The sequence below is a fragment of the Streptomyces sp. CA-249302 genome, assembly GCF_050936785.1.
Lineage (GTDB): Bacteria > Actinomycetota > Actinomycetes > Streptomycetales > Streptomycetaceae > Streptomyces.
In genome coordinates this window covers 252827-267960 of the sequence record NZ_JBNJMG010000001.1, presented here as the reverse complement: position 1 = coordinate 267960, position 15134 = coordinate 252827, and the positions used below count along the sequence as shown (strand labels likewise).

Genomic DNA, 15134 nt, shown 5'->3' with positions numbered 1-15134 from the left:
CGGCCGCACCCGGAGGTCTCCGGTCCCGCGCCGAGGTCGCCGGCCTCGCTCCGAGGTCGCCGGCCCCGCGCTGAGGTCTCCGGCTCTGCGCCCCCTCAGCCGCCCGCCGCGCTCCCGCCCGCCCTCAGTCCCCCGTGCCGAGCGTCTTCAGTACCGCGTCGGCCATGCCCCGTTCCCCCCGCTCGTTGGGGTGGACGGCCGCCGCGGCGGCGCGGGGGATGAGGGGCTCGATCCAGCGTTCGCCTCGGGTCGAGCAGGCGTCGCGGCCCACGGAGGGTGTGTACGTGTCGACGTAGCGGACGCCCGCGGTCTTGGCGCGGGCCCGCAGCATCGCGTTGAGCTGCTGCTCCTTCTCGTGCAGATAGGAGACGTCGCCCGGCGCCAGCCCCATCGCCCGCCCGCAGCCGGAGCTCTCGGCGGGCAGGATCGCCGGGTACCCGACGACGTAGACACGGGCCTCGGGCGCCCGCTGCCGGACCTCGCCGAGCGCGCGGGCCAGCTGCTCGTCCGCCGCCTTGATCTTCTCCTGCACCTCGTCGGTGCCCCCGGACACATAACGCTCACGGCAGGGTGCGTCGGCGTCGCCGTCGTCGGCCCGACTACCTCCGCCGAGCGCGTAGTAGACCACCCCCTGCTTCACACACTGCTTGATCATCGAGCTGAACCCGATGTCGTTCCCACCGATCCCGAGGGTGACCAGGCGTGTCTCGTCGGACAGGGCCGACAGCTGGGCCTGGTTCGCGCCGTCGTCGGTGCCCTGGACGTCGGTCAGGTTGCCGATGGTGGCGCCGGTGCAGCTCACGTCCTGGAAGTCGGCGGATTTGAGGCCGAGTCGGCGGGCGACGAGCGAGGGGTAGTTGCGGTCGGAGCGGTCGCAGCCGGCGGGCTCGCCCTTCTGGTCAGGGATCTCCGGGCCGGCCGTGTAGGAGTCGCCCATCGCGACGTACGGGCCCTTCGGCGCGGGCCCGTCCGAGTCGTCGTCGTGGTGCGCGATGCCGACCACGGTGCCCAGCACGCCGAAGGCGAGCAGCCCGGCCAGCCCGGCTCGTACAGAGTTCTTCATCGTCAGGTCCTGCTCTTCCGTCTCGGAGGTGTCCGGCGCCGCGATGCGGTGAACGCGGCAGGTCGCTCGGCCGGGGGAGAGGGCGGCTGGACAACCGAGCAGGAAGGGGTTGCTTGCGTAAGGCAAGCATAGTTAGATTACTTGAGTCAAGCAATGGATTGATTTACTTGAGTTAGGCAAGCAGAACGGTAGGGTGACCGACATGCCTTCCTCGTCGCCGAACGGCACCATCAGTGAGCGACCGGCCCTGGCCCGCGGTGCGGGGCAGCACGTCCTGGTCGTCGCGGGCGAACCGGACCTGGCCGAACTGCTGTCGACCACCTTGGAGTTGGCGGGCTACCGGATCAGTCTGGCCGACACCGGCACCGAGGCGGTGTTGCGCGCCGGGCGGCACCGCTATGACCTCGTCGTCCTCGACGCCACGCTGCCGGACGTGCCGTCCCTGGGCAGGGTGCGCCGCCCGCCCGCAGCCCACCGTCCGCCGGTGCTCTTCCTGACGGAGTACGACTCCCTGAACCGGCTTCTGCCCGAACTCGGCCTGGGGGAGAAGGACTACGTCACCAAGCCGTTCCGGGTGGCCGAGGTCCTCGCCAGGATGCAGGTCCTGCTGCGCGGCCCGCACCCCGGCCCGCGCCGGGACGCCGCACTCGCCTACGGCGACCTGGCCCTGGACGACGCCCGATGTCAGGCGCGGCGCGGGGGGCGGGCGCTGGACCTCACCCCCGCCGAGTACCGGCTGCTGCGCCACCTCCTCGTCAACTCCCACCGGGTGCTGTCGAAGGAGCAGATCGGCCGTTACGTCTGGGGCGACTTCCGCGGCGGCAACGCCATCGAACAACTCGTCTCCCGCCTGCGCCGCAAGGTGGATCAGGAGGAGCCCGCGCTGATCCACACCCGCCGGGGCTTCGGCTACTGGCTGGGGAGGGCCGACGTGGAGGCCTGAAGGGGCCTGTAGCAAACACTCGGGGACGGGTGTGCGAATTTCCTGGAGGGCGGTGCCGCACCGCCCTCCATGGCATGTGCGGGGCCGGTGTCGGACTTCTTACGCAACCTTCAACTTCCTTTGTGTGTAGGGACGTTGTCATGCGCCCGCTTAGTCGGTGGAGCCCTCAACTTGCAATGTGATCTGGGTCACGTCAGCTTTCTGTCAGCTGCCTGTCCGGAGTGCGTCAGCCCTCTCTGTTTGCATGTGCTCATCGAGGCCTCGACCCCTTCGCCCCGGCGCTCCGCCCCGACCGGAGCCCCCCACCACCGAGGAGAAACCATGGCCGACACCCTGGCCGCCGCCGTGGACGACACGACGGACACGGTCCCCGAGTTCCCGATGCCGCGCGCCTCCGGTTGTCCCTTCGACCCGCCCCCCGCCCTCCAGGCGCTCCAGGAGAAGGGCCCCCTGGTCAAGGTGCGGCTGCACGACGGCAGCGAGCCCTGGCTCGTCACCCGCTACGCCGAGCAGCGCGCGCTGCTCGGAGACGCCCGGGTCAGCGCCGACAACGCGATGCCCGGCTACCCGAGCAAGGGCGAGGGCGGGGACGACGGCGAGGACAAGTTCAGCTTCATCATGTTGGACGACCCCGAACACGCCCGGCAGCGCCGGATGGTCACGGCGCCCTTCGCCATCAAGAGGATCGAGGCCCTACGGCCCACCGTCCAGAAGATCGTGGACGGGCTGATCGACGACATGCTGGCCGGACCCCAACCGGTCGACCTCGTCGAGGCGTTCGCCCTGCCGATCCCCTCCCTGGTCATCTGCGAACTGCTCGGCGTCCCCTACGACGACCACGAGTTCTTCCAGGAGAACACCAAGACCATGGTCCACCGCGACGCCAGCCCCGCGGAGCGCGGCCAGGCGGTCCGGGCCATCGCCGAGTTCCTCTCCGGACTGCTCGTCGAACGGCGTGCCGAACCCCGGGAGGACCTGCTCTCCAGCATCGCCGGACGCGTCACCGCGGGTGAGATCGACCACCAGCAGGCCACCGAGATGGCCCTGCTCATGCTGTTCGCCGGCCACGAGACCACCGCGAACATGATCGCCCTCGGCACCGCCGCGCTCTTCGAACACCCGGACCAGCTCGCCCTGTTGCGCGAGTCCGACGACCCCAAACTCGTCGCCTCCGCGGTCGAGGAACTCCTGCGCTACCTCAACATCACCCACCTCGGTCGCCGCCGCGCGGTCGCCGAGGACATCGAGATCGCCGGGCACGTCCTCAAGGCCGGCGACGGCCTCATCTTCACCAACGAGATCGCCAACCGCGACCCCGAGGTCTTCGCCGACCCCGACCGGCTCGACATCACCCGCGACGCCCGCCGGCACGTCGCCTTCAGCTTCGGCGTCCACCAGTGCCTGGGCCAGCCCCTGGCCCGGATGGAGCTCCAGGTCGTCTACGGCACCCTCTACAAGCGCATTCCGACGCTCCGGCTCGCCTGCCCTCCCGAGGACGTGAAGTTCAAGCACGACGCCTTCATCTACGGCGTGCACGAACTGCCCGTCGCCTGGTGACGGCTCCCCGTCCCACGACAGACCGACAACCGCGACAACAAAGGGGATTGACATGAAGGTGGAGCTGGAAGCCGACAAGTGCGTGGCCTCGGGGCAGTGCGTACTCGCCGCGATGGACGTGTTCGACCAGGACGACGACGGGATCGCGGTCCTGCTCGCCGAGCAGCCCGGTCCCGAACTTCTCGACGACGTCAAGGAAGCCATCGCGGTCTGCCCGGCCGCCGCGATCCGGCTGATCGAGCAGTGAACCGGATCGTCGTCATCGGAGCCTCGGCCGCCGGCCTCGCGGCGGTCGAGACGCTCCGGCGGGAGGGGTACGAGGGCGCGCTCACCCTGGTGGGCGACGAACCCGTCGCGCCGTACGACCGCCCGCCGCTGTCCAAGCAGGTGCTGTCCAACGAGTGGGCGCCCGAGCGGCTCGAACTGCGGCCCACCGACGACCTGACCGCCCTCGGCCTCGACCTGCGCCTCGGCGTGGCCGCGACCGGCCTCGAACTCGCCGACCGCACCGTGCGGTTGGCCGACGGGACCGAGCTGCCGTACGACGGACTGATCGTGGCCACGGGCGTACGGCCGCGCCGGCTGCCCGGTGAGGGCGCGCATGTGCTGCGTACCCTCGACGACGCCCTGACGCTGCGGGACCGGCTCGGCCCGGGGCTGCGGCTGGTCGTGGTCGGCGCCGGGTTCCTCGGCGCGGAGGCCGCCGCGGTGGCCTGGCGGCTCGGCGCCCGGGTGACCCTGCTCGAACCGGCGCCGGTGCCGATGGCCCACGCCGTCGGCACCGAGGTCGGCGAGATGCTCACCGGCGCCCATCTGGAGCGGGGCGTGGACCTGCGCTGCGGGGTCGGCGTCAGCGAGGTGACCGAGGACGGGGTGCTGCTCACCGACGGCCGGGTGATCGACGCCGACGAGGTGCTGGTCGCCGTCGGCTCACAGCCCAACACCGAGTGGCTGGAGGGCAGCGGGCTGGCCGTCGGCGACGGCGTGGTGTGCGACGAGTACTGCGAGGCCGCGCGCAACGTGTACGCCGCCGGTGACGTCGCCCGCTGGTACAACCCGCTGTTCGGCGTCTCGATGCGGATCGAGCACCGCACCAACGCGGCCGAACAGGGCATGGCCGCCGCCCGCAACCTGCTCCGCCCGGATGCTCGCAAGCCGTTCGCGCCCGTGCCGTACTTCTGGTCCGACCAGTACGACATGAAGATCCAGGCGTACGGCTATCTGCGCGGCCACGACGAAGTCGCCGTCGTGGACGGCGACTTGGGCGAGCGGAAGTTCGTCGTCGCGTACCGCACCGGCGACCGGGTCACCGGCGCCCTCGCGGTCGGCATGCCGCCCAAGGCCATCCGGCAGTGGCGGCAGGCGATCGCGGCCGGCGCGGCCTGGGACGAGGCCGTGCGCACCGAGGTCTCCCCGACGGGGGCCTGAAGCAAGGAGGTTGTCCATGGTGGGTCTTCCGTACGGCGCGCGCGACGACGTGGTCGTGGTCGTCGGGGCGGGCGGCATCGGAACGGCGGTGGCACGCCGTGTCGGCAGCGGCCGCACGCTGCTCCTCGCCGACGCCTCGCGCGGTCAACTCGACCGCACGGTCGCCGCGTTGCGCGCCGAGGGGTACACGGCGCGGGGCACGGTGATGGACGTGTGCGAGCGCGCGGCGGTACGGAAGCTCGCCGAGGAGGCCGCGGCCGAGGGGAGGATCGCGGCCGTCGTGCACACCGCGGGCGTCTGCGCGGCGATCGCCTCGGCGCACACCAACTTCGAGGTGAACATGGTCGGCACGGCCCATGTGCTCGACGAGTTCCAGACCGTCGCCACCCGCGGCACCTCCCTCGTCTGCCTCACCTCCATCGCCGGCCACTACGGCTCCCTGACCCCGGACGACGAGACCGCCCTGGCCGCGACGGCGACGGAGGAACTCCTCGATCTCGACGTCGTCGCCAGGGTCGGGGACGACCCGGTGCCCGCGTACATCGTGTCCAACCGCGCCGCCCAGATCCGGGCCCAGGCCGCGGCCCTCGCCTGGAGCCTGCGCGGCGCCCGGGTGAACACCGTCAGCGTCGGCGTCGTGTCCACGGCGATGGCGCGGGCCGAGTCCCACTCGGTGTACGGCGAGCACGTGGCGAAGTCGCTGGACGCCTGCGGAGCCGGCCGCGCCGCGACACCGGCGGAGATCGCGGACGCGGTGGCCTTCCTCGCCGGCCCCGAGTCCTCGTATCTCAACGGTACCGACCTGGTCGTCGACGGCGGCATGACCGCGTGGATGGGCTGGCACTGAACGACCTCACAAGGGGAGGCGGGACCCCGGGCGCATCTATGCCCGGGGTCCTTGTGCATGGAGGTCGTACGAGCGTCGTACTGCCTTCGTAGTACGTGAGCTAAACGTACGCAGTAGATTACTTGAGTTACGCAATCAAGATGAGTAAAGTGGATCCCATGTCCACACCACGGCTCCCCGAGATCCCCGACACCCCGGCGTCCGACGAGGTCATCGAGATCGAGCGCGCGCTCACCCGCATCACCTACCTGAGCACCCGGGCCCGCCAGCACGACCGTCTGATGGCCCTGGCCGGCGTGCCGCTGGACCGGGCCGCCGTGGCGCTGCTGCGGCAGGTCGCCGACTCGGAGCCGCTGCGGCCGGGGGAGCTGGCCGCCCGGCTCGGTGTGGAGGCCTCCCATGTCACCCGTACCGTGCAGCAGTTGCAGAAGACCGGATACGTCACCCGGGTCCCCGACCCCGACGACCGGCGTGCCCAGCGCATCGAGCTCACCCAGGCGGGACGGCAGGCCATAGACCGCGTCCGTGACGCCGGCGCCCGCGGTATGCAGGTGGCGCTGTCCGAGTGGTCGCCGGCGGAGCTCGGCCAGCTCGCCACCCTCTTCCACCGCATGGTCGACGACTTCCTCGCCCATGCCATCGACGACGAGAACGAACCGGCCGTGGCCCCGGCGGCCACCGTCTGACGAACGCCGGCCTCAGGCCGACTTCGTGCGGGGACGCGGCCCCGGCGCAGGTGCCCGCTCCACCGGCGGGGCGGGCTCCCGCAGACCGCACAGCAGGAGCCGGCCCACGGCGGGCAGCGCGAGCAGCGGGAGCAGGGCCGTTCGCAGCGAAGTCGCGTCGGCCAGTGCCCCGATCACCGGGGCGGCGAGCCCGCCCACACTCACCGCGAGCCCCAGCGTGACCCCGCTCGCGGTGCCCACCCGCCGGGGCAGGAAGTCCTGGCCGAGCGTGACGTGCAGCGCGAACGGGACGTACAGCGCGACCGAGGTGAGCGCGACGAAGAGATAGACCGCCGGCCCGGGGACCAGGACCACGCCGGCCACCGCCAGGACCGTCAGGACGTACGAGCGTCGTACCACCGGCACCCGCCCGTACCGGTCGGCCAGCCGGCCCCCGGCCACCGTGCCCAGGGCGCCGCCCGCGTACAGCACGACCAGCGCCGCCGTGCCCGCCGCCTCCCCGCCGCCCGTCCGCTGGCGGACGTACAACGAGACGAAGGCGCTCAGCCCCACGAAGACGACCGACCGGCAGACGATCGCAGCGGACAGCCGCAGGAACGACGGCCAGTCGTCCGTGCCGGAGGCCACCGTGGGGCCCGCGCCCGGGCCGCGGCGCGCGGACGAGCGTACGGCGGCCGCGCACAGGGCGGCTCCCAGGAGCGCCGGGACGATCAGCAGGGGAGTGGCGTGCAGGCCGCCGGTCGCGACGACGGCGGCGACGAGCAGGGGCGCGGCCGCGAAGCCGATGTTGCCGCCGAGGGAGAACCAGCCCATCGCCGTGTTGCTGCCGCCCGCAGCCTCGCGCGCCGCCCGCGCGGCCTCCGGGTGGTAGGCGGCGACACCGATCCCCGTGACCGCGGCCGCCGCCAGGGTCAGTGCGTACGAGCCGCCGATCCCGCACAGGGCCACGCCCGCCCCGCCGGTCAGCGCGCTCAGCGGCAGCAGCCAGGGCATCGGCCATCGGTCGGTGAGCGCACCGAACAGGGGCTGTACGACCGACGAGAGGAGGGAGGCGGCCAGGACGATGCCGGACGCGGCGGCGTAGGTGTAGGCCCGCTCCGAGACGAAGAACGGTACGAGTGCGGCCACGGCGCCCTGGTAGACGTCGACGCAGGCGTGGCCGAGGGACAGGAGGGTGATGGGTCGTGTCGTCACCCTGCGATCGTCGACGCGCCGGAGTGTGTCCCGCTTTCGATAAACTGCCTACTTGTGTCGAACATCCGCCACAACGTCGAGCCGCCCGTCCGTCACCTGCCCAAGGCACCGACCCGGACCAGGAGCCTGGCGGCAGGGGAGAGCGTCGACGCGCACCGGCACGACGAGCATCAGATCGTCTACGCGGGCTCGGGTGTCCTCGCCGTGACCACCGACGCCGGCACCTGGTTCGCGCCCGGCACCCGCGCCATCTGGGTCCCCGCCGGCGCCGTGCACGCCCACCGCGGCCACGGCCACCTCAACGTGCACTTCGTCGGTCTGTCCGCCGACGACAACCCCCTCGGCCTGGACGCCCCGACCGTACTCGCCGTCGGCCCGCTGCTGCGCGAGCTGATCCTCGCCTACACCCGTGACCCCGACGACGACACCCCTGAGCGCCGCCGTCTGCTGGCCGTCCTGCGCGACCAGTTGCGCGCCTCGCCCCAGCAGCCGATGCGCCTGCCCACGCCCACCGACTCACGTCTGGCCGCGGTCTGCGCGCTCGTCCACGCGAACCCCGGCGACCCGCGCACCCTCGCCGAGCTCGGCGCCGCGACCGGGGCCGGCGAACGCACCCTCAGCCGCCTCTTCCGTGGCGAGTTCGGCATGACCTTCCCGCAGTGGCGCACCCAGTCCCGCCTCTACCACGCCCTGCGGATGCTGGCCGACGACATCCCCGTCACGAGCGTCGCCCACCACTGCGGATGGTCCTCCGCGAGCGCCTTCATCGACGTTTTCCGTCGCTCCTTCGGCTATACGCCGGGCACCTACAACCGCCGCTCCCAGTAGGGGAACAGGCCGCTGCACGAGCTGGATGTACCGTCCAGTAATATCGCGCGGCAGGCCCACCGGAGGAGGAACCGTTGACCCGGTCCGAACGCTCGCCCCTGCTGCTCGCCGGCCTGCTGGCCACGGCGGGTGTCGCCCACTTCGCCTCACCACGCCAGTTCGACGCGACCATCCCGAGCGCCCTGCCGGGCACGCCCAGGACATGGACGTACGCCAGCGGAGCCGTCGAACTCGCCCTCGCCGCCGGCATCGCTCTGCCCCGTACCCGCAAGGCGTCGGCGCTCGCGGCGGCCGCGTTCTTCGTCGGGGTGTTCCCCGCCAACGTCAAGATGGCCGTCGACTGGCGCAACCGCCCCGCGCCGCTCAAGGCCGCGGCCATCGGGCGGCTGCCGTTGCAGCTGCCCCTCGTGCTGTGGGCGCGCAGTGTCGCCCGGAGCGGGGAGGCGCAGGCATGAGCGAGCGAGTGAACGTCGGCGACCGGATCGACGACTTCGAGCTGCCGGACGAGACCGGCACCCCCCGCACACTGTCCGGACTCCTCGCCGACGGGCCGGTCGTGCTCTTCTTCTACCCGGCCGCCATGACCTCCGGCTGCACCGCCGAGGCCTGCCACTTCCGCGACCTGGCCGGTGAGTTCGCGGCCGTCGGCGCCCGGCCCGTCGGCATCAGCGGCGACTCCGTGGAGCGCCAGCAGGAGTTCGCCGGCAAGAACACCCTCGGCATGCCGCTGCTGTCGGACGCCGACGGGACGATCCGCGAGCGGTTCGGCGTGAAGCGCGGCTTCAACCTGGCGCCGACCAAGCGGGTCACCTTCGTCATAGGCCAGGACCGCACGATCCTGGAGGTCGTCCGCAGCGAGCTGCGGATGAACACCCACGCCGACCGGGCGCTCGCCGCGCTGAAGGCCGCACAGAAGTGACGGGCGCGAGACGGAGGGCCTCCCCGGTCCTCCGTTTCGGTTGTACCAGTGCGACAAAAGCACCATCCTGAGGGATATGGAGCAAGCCTCCGCCGTGGCGATCGTCGATGCCCGGGGCATCGTGACGGGGTGGAGCGAGGGCGCCCGGCAACTGACGGGATACCCGGCCGAACAGGCCGTGGGACGCGCGGTGCGGGAGCTGCTCGCCGAGGACCCGCCGACCGGCGCCGTCGCGGCCCTGACCGGCACCGTCGTACTGCGCCACCGCGACGGTTCCGCCGTCACGCTCCGGCTCCGGGCCTGCCCCGTGCTGGGCGCGGACGGCCAACCGGCCGGCTACACGGTCACCGCCGAGCCCCCGGAGGACCGCGCGGCGGCCCTGGCCGGACAGGCCTTCCAGCAGGCCTCCATGTCGATGTCGGTCTTCGACACCCGCCAGCACTACCTGCGCCTCAACGACGTCGCCTGCCGGGTGATGGGCGTACCCGAGGAGGCCCTCCTGGGCCGGCACTTCCCGGAGTCCGTCGAGGACGCCGAGCACAGCCGCGGCTTCCTGGCCAACCTGCGCCAGGTGGCCGAGACCGGGCTGCCGGTCCGCTACGAGAGCTTCACCGGCGCGCCCGCGCTCAACCGGGAGCACGCCTGGAGCATCGAGATGTGGCCCCTGAAGGACGCCGTCTCGGGCGAGACGAACGCCGTCGCGCTCGCCGCGTTCGACAGCAGCGAGCAGTACTGGGCCCGCCGGCGCCTGGCCCTGCTCAACGAGGCCGCCGCCTCCATCGGCACCAGCCTCGACGTGGTGCGCACGGCGGAGGAACTGATCGAACTGCTCGTCCCCGGATACGCCGACTTCGCCAGCGTCGACCTCCTCGACTGGGTGCTCGGCACCGACGAGCGGCCCGCGCTGCCGGGCGCCGACATCGTGCTGCGCCGCGTCGCCCATGGCTCCGGCACCGACGGCACGCCCGAGGCCGCCGTGCACGTCGGCGAGACGGACGTCTACCCCTCGTTCACCCCGCCCGCGAAGGCCCTGCGCACCGGGCGTGCCGTCGTCAACCAGGCGGGCGAGCCGGACTTCGTGCGCTGGGTCGCCGAGCGCAACGCGCGGGCCCCGGAGGGCCGCCGCCACCGCACCGGCGCCCACTCGGTCCTCGCGGTGCCGCTGCGCGCTCGCGGCACCACGCTCGGCGTCATGGCCTGCGTCCGCATGGGCAACCCGGACGACTACGGCGAGGACGACGCCGTCCTCGGCGAGGAACTCGCCAGCCGCGCCGCCGTCTGCATCGACAACGCCCGCCGCTTCGCCCGCGAACGCACCACCGCCCTGGCCCTCCAGCACAGCCTGCTGCCGCGCGGGCTGCCCGGCCAGGCCGCCGTCGAGGTCGCCCACCGCTATCTGCCCTCCGGTTCGCTGGCCGGTATCGGCGGCGACTGGTTCGACGTGATCCCGCTCTCCGGCAGCCGCGTCGCCTTGGTCGTCGGGGACGTGGTCGGCCACGGCATCCCCTCCTCCGCGACCATGGGCCGCCTGTGCACGGCCGTGCGCACCCTCGCCGACGTCGACCTGCCGCCGGACGAGCTCCTCACCCACCTCGACGACCTGGTCACCCACCTCGCCTCGGACGACGGCGGCGACGAGGTCGCGGAGCTCGGCGCCACCTGCCTGTACGCCGTCTACGACCCGGTCTCCGGCCGCCTGACCATGGCCGCGGCCGGCCATCCGCCGCCCGCCTTGCTACTGCCCGACGGCACGGCGAGCCTCGTACCGATCGCGGCCGGGCCCCCGCTCGGCGTGGGCGGCCTGCCCTTCGAGGCCACGGAGATCGAACTGCCCGAGGGCGCGGTCGTGGCCCTCTACACCGACGGCCTGATCGAGGACCGCGACCGCGACGTCGACCACGCCACCGCCGAGCTGTGCCGCGCCCTGACCGCCCCCGCGGACACCCTCGACACCCTGTGCGACGCCGTCCTGAAGGCCGTACTCCCGGAGGAACCGAGCGACGACGTGGCGCTGCTGCTGGCCCGCACCCGCGCGCTGGGCGCGGACCAGGTCGCCACCTGGGACATCACCCCGGACCCCGAACGGGTCGCCGCCGCCCGGCAGGCCGCCACCGAGCAGCTCACCGCCTGGGGCCTGGACGAGGCCGCGTTCGTCACCGAACTGGTCGTCAGCGAACTCGTCACCAACGCCATCCGCTACGGCGCGCCCCCCGTCCAGCTGCGGCTGATCCGCGACCGCACCCTCATCTGCGAGGTCTCCGACGCCAGTTCCACCTCACCGCACCTGCGCCGGGCGCACGCCTTCGACGAGGGCGGTCGCGGACTGCTGCTGGTCGCCCAGCTCACCCAGCGCTGGGGCAGTCGGCAGACCGGCAGCGGCAAGACGATCTGGGCCGAGCAGCCGCTGCCGCCGCCGCTGTGATCACTGGAAGGAACAGCCCGGGTTCGGGACATCCTCCGAGTACGGCGCGCCGTGCGGCAGGACGTACAGCACGTCCAGGACCAGCGGCGTGTCGCCCTCGTTCCGGCCGAGGTGGACGTCGCTCGGCCCGCCCGGCTCACGGACCACGGTGCCGGTCCTGTACACGCCGTCCTGCTTGCAGTCCGCGTGGTAGTGGGTGAGCGTGCCCTGCTGGACATAGCCGTAGACCGGACCGTCGTGGTAGTGCCAGCCGGTCGCCTGGCCCGGCGGGACGGTGATCTCCCGCACCACGTAATCGGTGTCCCCGATGGTGGTGGTGCTGATCAGCCTGGCGGTCACCCCCGGCCCGGCCGGAGTGGCCCCGGCGGTGCCGCAGGTCAGGACGGTGCCGGTGACGATCGCGCCGACGACGGCGGTACGGAGCGCGGTGCGCATGCGGAGAGGCCTCCCGGGACGAGGAACGAAGATCGCGTACGGCCGTGAACATAGAGGCCGCGCAGGCTTGTTGGGGCCGGAATCACGCAATCCGTCGCTCAGATCCCCGAGTTCACCCCGGCGACACGCCACTGGCCTCCGGCGCGCTCCAACTGCTCAGCAAACGCAGGGCCTTGGCGCTCTCGGAGCCGGGTTCGACGTTGTAGACGCACAGCGTCTGCTCGGCGTCGCCGGGGACCTGGAAGGACTCATAGGAGAAGTGCAGCTCGCCGACGAGCGGATGGATGTAGTGCTTGGCGCCGTGGGTGCGGCGCAGCACCCGGTGGTCGTTCCACCAGCCCGGGAACTCGGGGGAGAGCAGCATGAGTTCGCCGACGAGGTCGGCCAGCCGGCGGTCGTCGGGGTAGCGGCCGGCTTCGAAGCGCAGGATGGCCACCGTCTCAGCGGCGATCCTCGCCCAGTCGCCGACCGTCTCCCGGGCCCGCGGATCGAGGAGGTAGTAGCGGGCGAGGTTGCGCCGGTTCGCGGGCAGGGCGTCGAAGTCGGTGAGCACGGACTTGGCGAGGTGATTGGCGGCCAGCACGTCGGCACGACGGCCGAGGACGAACGCGGGGACGTGGTTCAGGGTGTCCAGCATCAGATACAGGCCGGGCCGCACCCGCTGGGGCCGGGCGGGGGCCCGCCGGACGGTGTGCGGGCCCGGCTGGAGCAGGTCGCCGAGGTGCTCGCGCTCGGACGCGTCCAGCCTCAGCGCGCGGCCCAGGGCGTCGACGACCTCGGTCGACGGGTTGCCGGCCCGTCCCTGCTCCAGGCGCGTGTAGTACTCGGTGCTCACCCCCGCGACGCGAGCCACCTCGTCCCGACGCAGCCCCGGCACGCGACGCACCCGCCCGTCCGACGGCAGCCCCGCCTCTTCGGGGGTGATGGCGGCGCGTCGTGAGCGGAGGAAGCCGGCGATCTCCTTGCTGCGGTCCATGGCTCCAGTGTGACCGCGCCGAGCAGCCCCGGCCCTCGCACAAGTGGCCCTGCCGGTACCTGCCCGAGGAGGGCCAGGTATGGCCGCCCGACCGGGGCGGGGCGCTGGTGTGCTGGATGTGAGCCGGGACCGACCGGCCGCAACACCCGCCCCCGTTCTCCACCTCCGGAAGGTGCACCTCATGTCCACGCAACTCACCGCCACGCCGCTCCAGGGCCGTGTCGCCGTCGTCACCGGCGCCTCCAGCGGCATCGGCGAGGCCTCCGCCGAGAAGCTGGCCGCACTCGGCGCCCACGTCGTCGTACTGGCCCGGCGGTCCGACCGGCTGACCGACCTGGTCGCCCGGATCGAGAAGAACGGCGGGAGCGCCACGCCGATCGCTGCGGACGTCACCGACAAGGCGGCCGTCCAGGCGGCGGCCGACCGGGTCGCGGCCGAACTGGGCGGCGCCGACCTGGTGTTCAACAACGCCGGTGTCATGCTGCCTGCCCCGGTCGAGGAACTGCCCACGGACCAGTGGCAGCAGCAGATCGACCTGAACGTCACCGGCCTGATGAACGTCGTCGGCGCCTTCACCCCGCAGCTGGTCGAGACCGCCGGTGAGCGTGGGGTGGCCGACCTGGTCAACACCTCGTCGATCGCGGCGCGGAACATCTTCCCCAACTTCGCCGTCTACTCCGCCACCAAGGCGTACGTCACCCATCTCTCCCGGCACCTGCGCGTCGAACTGGGCCCGAAGAACGTGCGTGTCTCGGCGATCGAGCCCGGCATCGTCGGCACCGAGCTCCAGAGCCACGTCACCGACCAGGGCGCCCTGGACTGGCTGGAGGGTTCCAAGGGCGCGATGGAGTGGCTCACCCCGCAGGACGTCGCCGAGACCATCGGCTTCCTGGCCGGGCTGCCGCCGCGGGTGAACCTCCAGCAGGTCACGATCATGCCGACCGCCCAGGCCTCCTGACCGTCAGAACTCCTCGTGCACCACCGGATCCCCGCCGAGGCGGCGATGGGCGCGGTCGGAGACGGCGCGTAGCTGGGCGGGGCCCAGGTCGAAACCGAAGACATCGAGGTTCAGGCGCTGACGCTCGGGGTCCGACGACTTCGGGATGGGCACCGCGCCCAGCTGGGTGTGCCAGCGCAGGACGACCTGGCCGGGCGTCACCCCGAAGGCCTCGGCGACGCTGATCACCACGGGATCGTCGAGCAGGCCGGAGCCACGGCCGAGCGGACTCCAGCTCTCGGTGACGATGCCCTTGGCCGTGTGGAACTCCCGCAGCTCCTCCTGCGGGAAGAGCGGGTGCAGCTCGATCTGGTTGACCGACGGCAGCACGCCGGTCTCCTTCTCCAGCCGCTCGATGTGCTCGACGGTGAAGTTGGACACGCCGATCGAGCGGACCAGTCCGTCCTCCCGGAGCTTGATCATCGCCCGCCACGAGTCGACGTACCTGTCGACGCGGGGGAGCGGCCAGTGGATCAGGTACAGGTCCACGTACTCCAGCCCGAGCCGGCGCCGGGACTCCTCGAAGGACGCGAGGGTCTCCTCGTAACCGTGATGGCGGCCCGGGAGCTTCGTCGTCACGACGACCTCCTCGCGCGGGACGCCGCTGCGGGTGATGCCGAGGCCGACTCCGGACTCGTTGCGGTAGTTGGTGGCCGTGTCGACCAGGCGGTAGCCCAGGCCCAGTGCCTCGGACACGGCGCCCTCCGCCTCCCCGTCGCTCATCGGCCAGGTGCCCAGGCCGATCGCGGGGAGCCGAGTGGCGTCGTTGAGCGTGTGCGTCGGGATGCTGACCACGGTGGGACCTTTCCCTCGACTGTGCCGGACCTCCAGCCTCACGG

The 15134-nt window shown here is 72.2% G+C and carries 16 protein-coding genes; 11 read left to right on the top strand and 5 right to left on the bottom strand.

The genetic code is table 11. The features are described from left to right. Nucleotides 1-124 precede the first annotated feature (124 nt). A complete protein-coding gene (locus ACQEWB_RS01195; RefSeq protein ID WP_432826045.1) occupies nucleotides 125-1189 on the bottom strand; it encodes an SGNH/GDSL hydrolase family protein in 1065 nt (354 codons plus the stop codon). Between the two features lie 76 nt (nucleotides 1190-1265). On the opposite strand from ACQEWB_RS01195, the gene ACQEWB_RS01190 reads away from it, so the two are divergent. From ACQEWB_RS01190 to ACQEWB_RS01165, 6 genes are all read left to right on the top strand, one after another. Continuing rightward, nucleotides 1266-2006 carry a response regulator transcription factor gene (locus ACQEWB_RS01190; protein ID WP_432826043.1) on the top strand — a complete coding sequence of 247 codons (741 nt, stop codon included), beginning with the start codon at nucleotides 1266-1268 and terminating at the stop codon, nucleotides 2004-2006. Between the two features lie 321 nt (nucleotides 2007-2327). Then, a complete protein-coding gene (locus tag ACQEWB_RS01185) occupies nucleotides 2328-3563 on the top strand; it encodes a cytochrome P450 (RefSeq protein WP_432826041.1) in 1236 nt (411 codons plus the stop codon). Nucleotides 3564-3615: 52 nt separating this feature from the next. Continuing rightward, entirely contained in the window at nucleotides 3616-3810 is a 195-nt protein-coding gene (locus ACQEWB_RS01180) for a ferredoxin (RefSeq protein WP_432826039.1), read from the top strand. Beyond that, complete coding sequence (locus ACQEWB_RS01175) at nucleotides 3807-4991, top strand: NAD(P)/FAD-dependent oxidoreductase (protein ID WP_432826037.1); 1185 nt, start codon at nucleotides 3807-3809, stop codon at nucleotides 4989-4991. The genes ACQEWB_RS01180 and ACQEWB_RS01175 overlap by 4 nt, the downstream gene beginning before the upstream one ends. 16 nt (nucleotides 4992-5007) lie before the next feature. After that, nucleotides 5008-5838 (top strand): SDR family oxidoreductase, encoded by an 831-nt coding sequence (locus ACQEWB_RS01170; protein WP_432826035.1) that lies wholly within the window; start codon nucleotides 5008-5010, stop codon nucleotides 5836-5838. A 158-nt stretch (nucleotides 5839-5996) separates the two neighbouring features. Next, nucleotides 5997-6524: a MarR family winged helix-turn-helix transcriptional regulator gene (locus tag ACQEWB_RS01165; protein ID WP_432826033.1), complete on the top strand. Its 528-nt coding sequence runs from the start codon at nucleotides 5997-5999 to the stop codon at nucleotides 6522-6524. A 12-nt stretch (nucleotides 6525-6536) separates the two neighbouring features. Here ACQEWB_RS01165 and ACQEWB_RS01160 read toward each other — a convergent pair whose 3' ends face one another. Continuing rightward, the gene (locus ACQEWB_RS01160) at nucleotides 6537-7718 is read right to left on the bottom strand and encodes an MFS transporter (RefSeq protein ID WP_432826031.1); all 1182 of its coding nucleotides are present in this window, start codon (nucleotides 7716-7718) and stop codon (nucleotides 6537-6539) included. Between the two features lie 54 nt (nucleotides 7719-7772). Between ACQEWB_RS01160 and ACQEWB_RS01155 the strand changes: the two genes are divergently transcribed. From ACQEWB_RS01155 to ACQEWB_RS01140, 4 genes are all read left to right on the top strand, one after another. Beyond that, nucleotides 7773-8546, top strand: a complete 774-nt coding sequence (locus ACQEWB_RS01155; RefSeq protein ID WP_432826029.1) for an AraC family transcriptional regulator — start codon at nucleotides 7773-7775, stop codon at nucleotides 8544-8546. Between the two features lie 74 nt (nucleotides 8547-8620). Next, nucleotides 8621-9001 (top strand): DoxX family protein, encoded by a 381-nt coding sequence (locus ACQEWB_RS01150; RefSeq protein ID WP_432826026.1) that lies wholly within the window; start codon nucleotides 8621-8623, stop codon nucleotides 8999-9001. After that, nucleotides 8998-9465 carry a peroxiredoxin gene (locus ACQEWB_RS01145; RefSeq protein ID WP_432826024.1) on the top strand — a complete coding sequence of 156 codons (468 nt, stop codon included), beginning with the start codon at nucleotides 8998-9000 and terminating at the stop codon, nucleotides 9463-9465. Before ACQEWB_RS01150 ends, ACQEWB_RS01145 begins: the two co-directional genes overlap by 4 nt. Nucleotides 9466-9541: 76 nt before the next feature. After that, nucleotides 9542-11887, top strand: coding sequence for a SpoIIE family protein phosphatase (locus tag ACQEWB_RS01140; RefSeq protein WP_432826022.1), 2346 nt, complete (start codon nucleotides 9542-9544; stop codon nucleotides 11885-11887). On the opposite strand, the gene ACQEWB_RS01135 is transcribed toward ACQEWB_RS01140, so the two are convergent. After that, on the bottom strand, nucleotides 11888-12322 hold the full coding sequence (locus ACQEWB_RS01135; protein ID WP_432826020.1) for a cupin domain-containing protein: 435 nt from the start codon (nucleotides 12320-12322) through the stop codon (nucleotides 11888-11890). Nucleotides 12323-12434: 112 nt separating this feature from the next. Beyond that, entirely contained in the window at nucleotides 12435-13298 is an 864-nt protein-coding gene (locus ACQEWB_RS01130) for a helix-turn-helix transcriptional regulator (protein ID WP_432826018.1), read from the bottom strand. 181 nt (nucleotides 13299-13479) lie between these two features. Between ACQEWB_RS01130 and ACQEWB_RS01125 the strand changes: the two genes are divergently transcribed. Beyond that, complete coding sequence (locus tag ACQEWB_RS01125) at nucleotides 13480-14256, top strand: SDR family oxidoreductase (RefSeq protein WP_432826016.1); 777 nt, start codon at nucleotides 13480-13482, stop codon at nucleotides 14254-14256. A 3-nt stretch (nucleotides 14257-14259) separates the two neighbouring features. On the opposite strand, the gene ACQEWB_RS01120 is transcribed toward ACQEWB_RS01125, so the two are convergent. After that, nucleotides 14260-15090 carry an aldo/keto reductase gene (locus ACQEWB_RS01120; RefSeq protein ID WP_432826014.1) on the bottom strand — a complete coding sequence of 277 codons (831 nt, stop codon included), beginning with the start codon at nucleotides 15088-15090 and terminating at the stop codon, nucleotides 14260-14262. Nucleotides 15091-15134 lie beyond the last annotated feature (44 nt).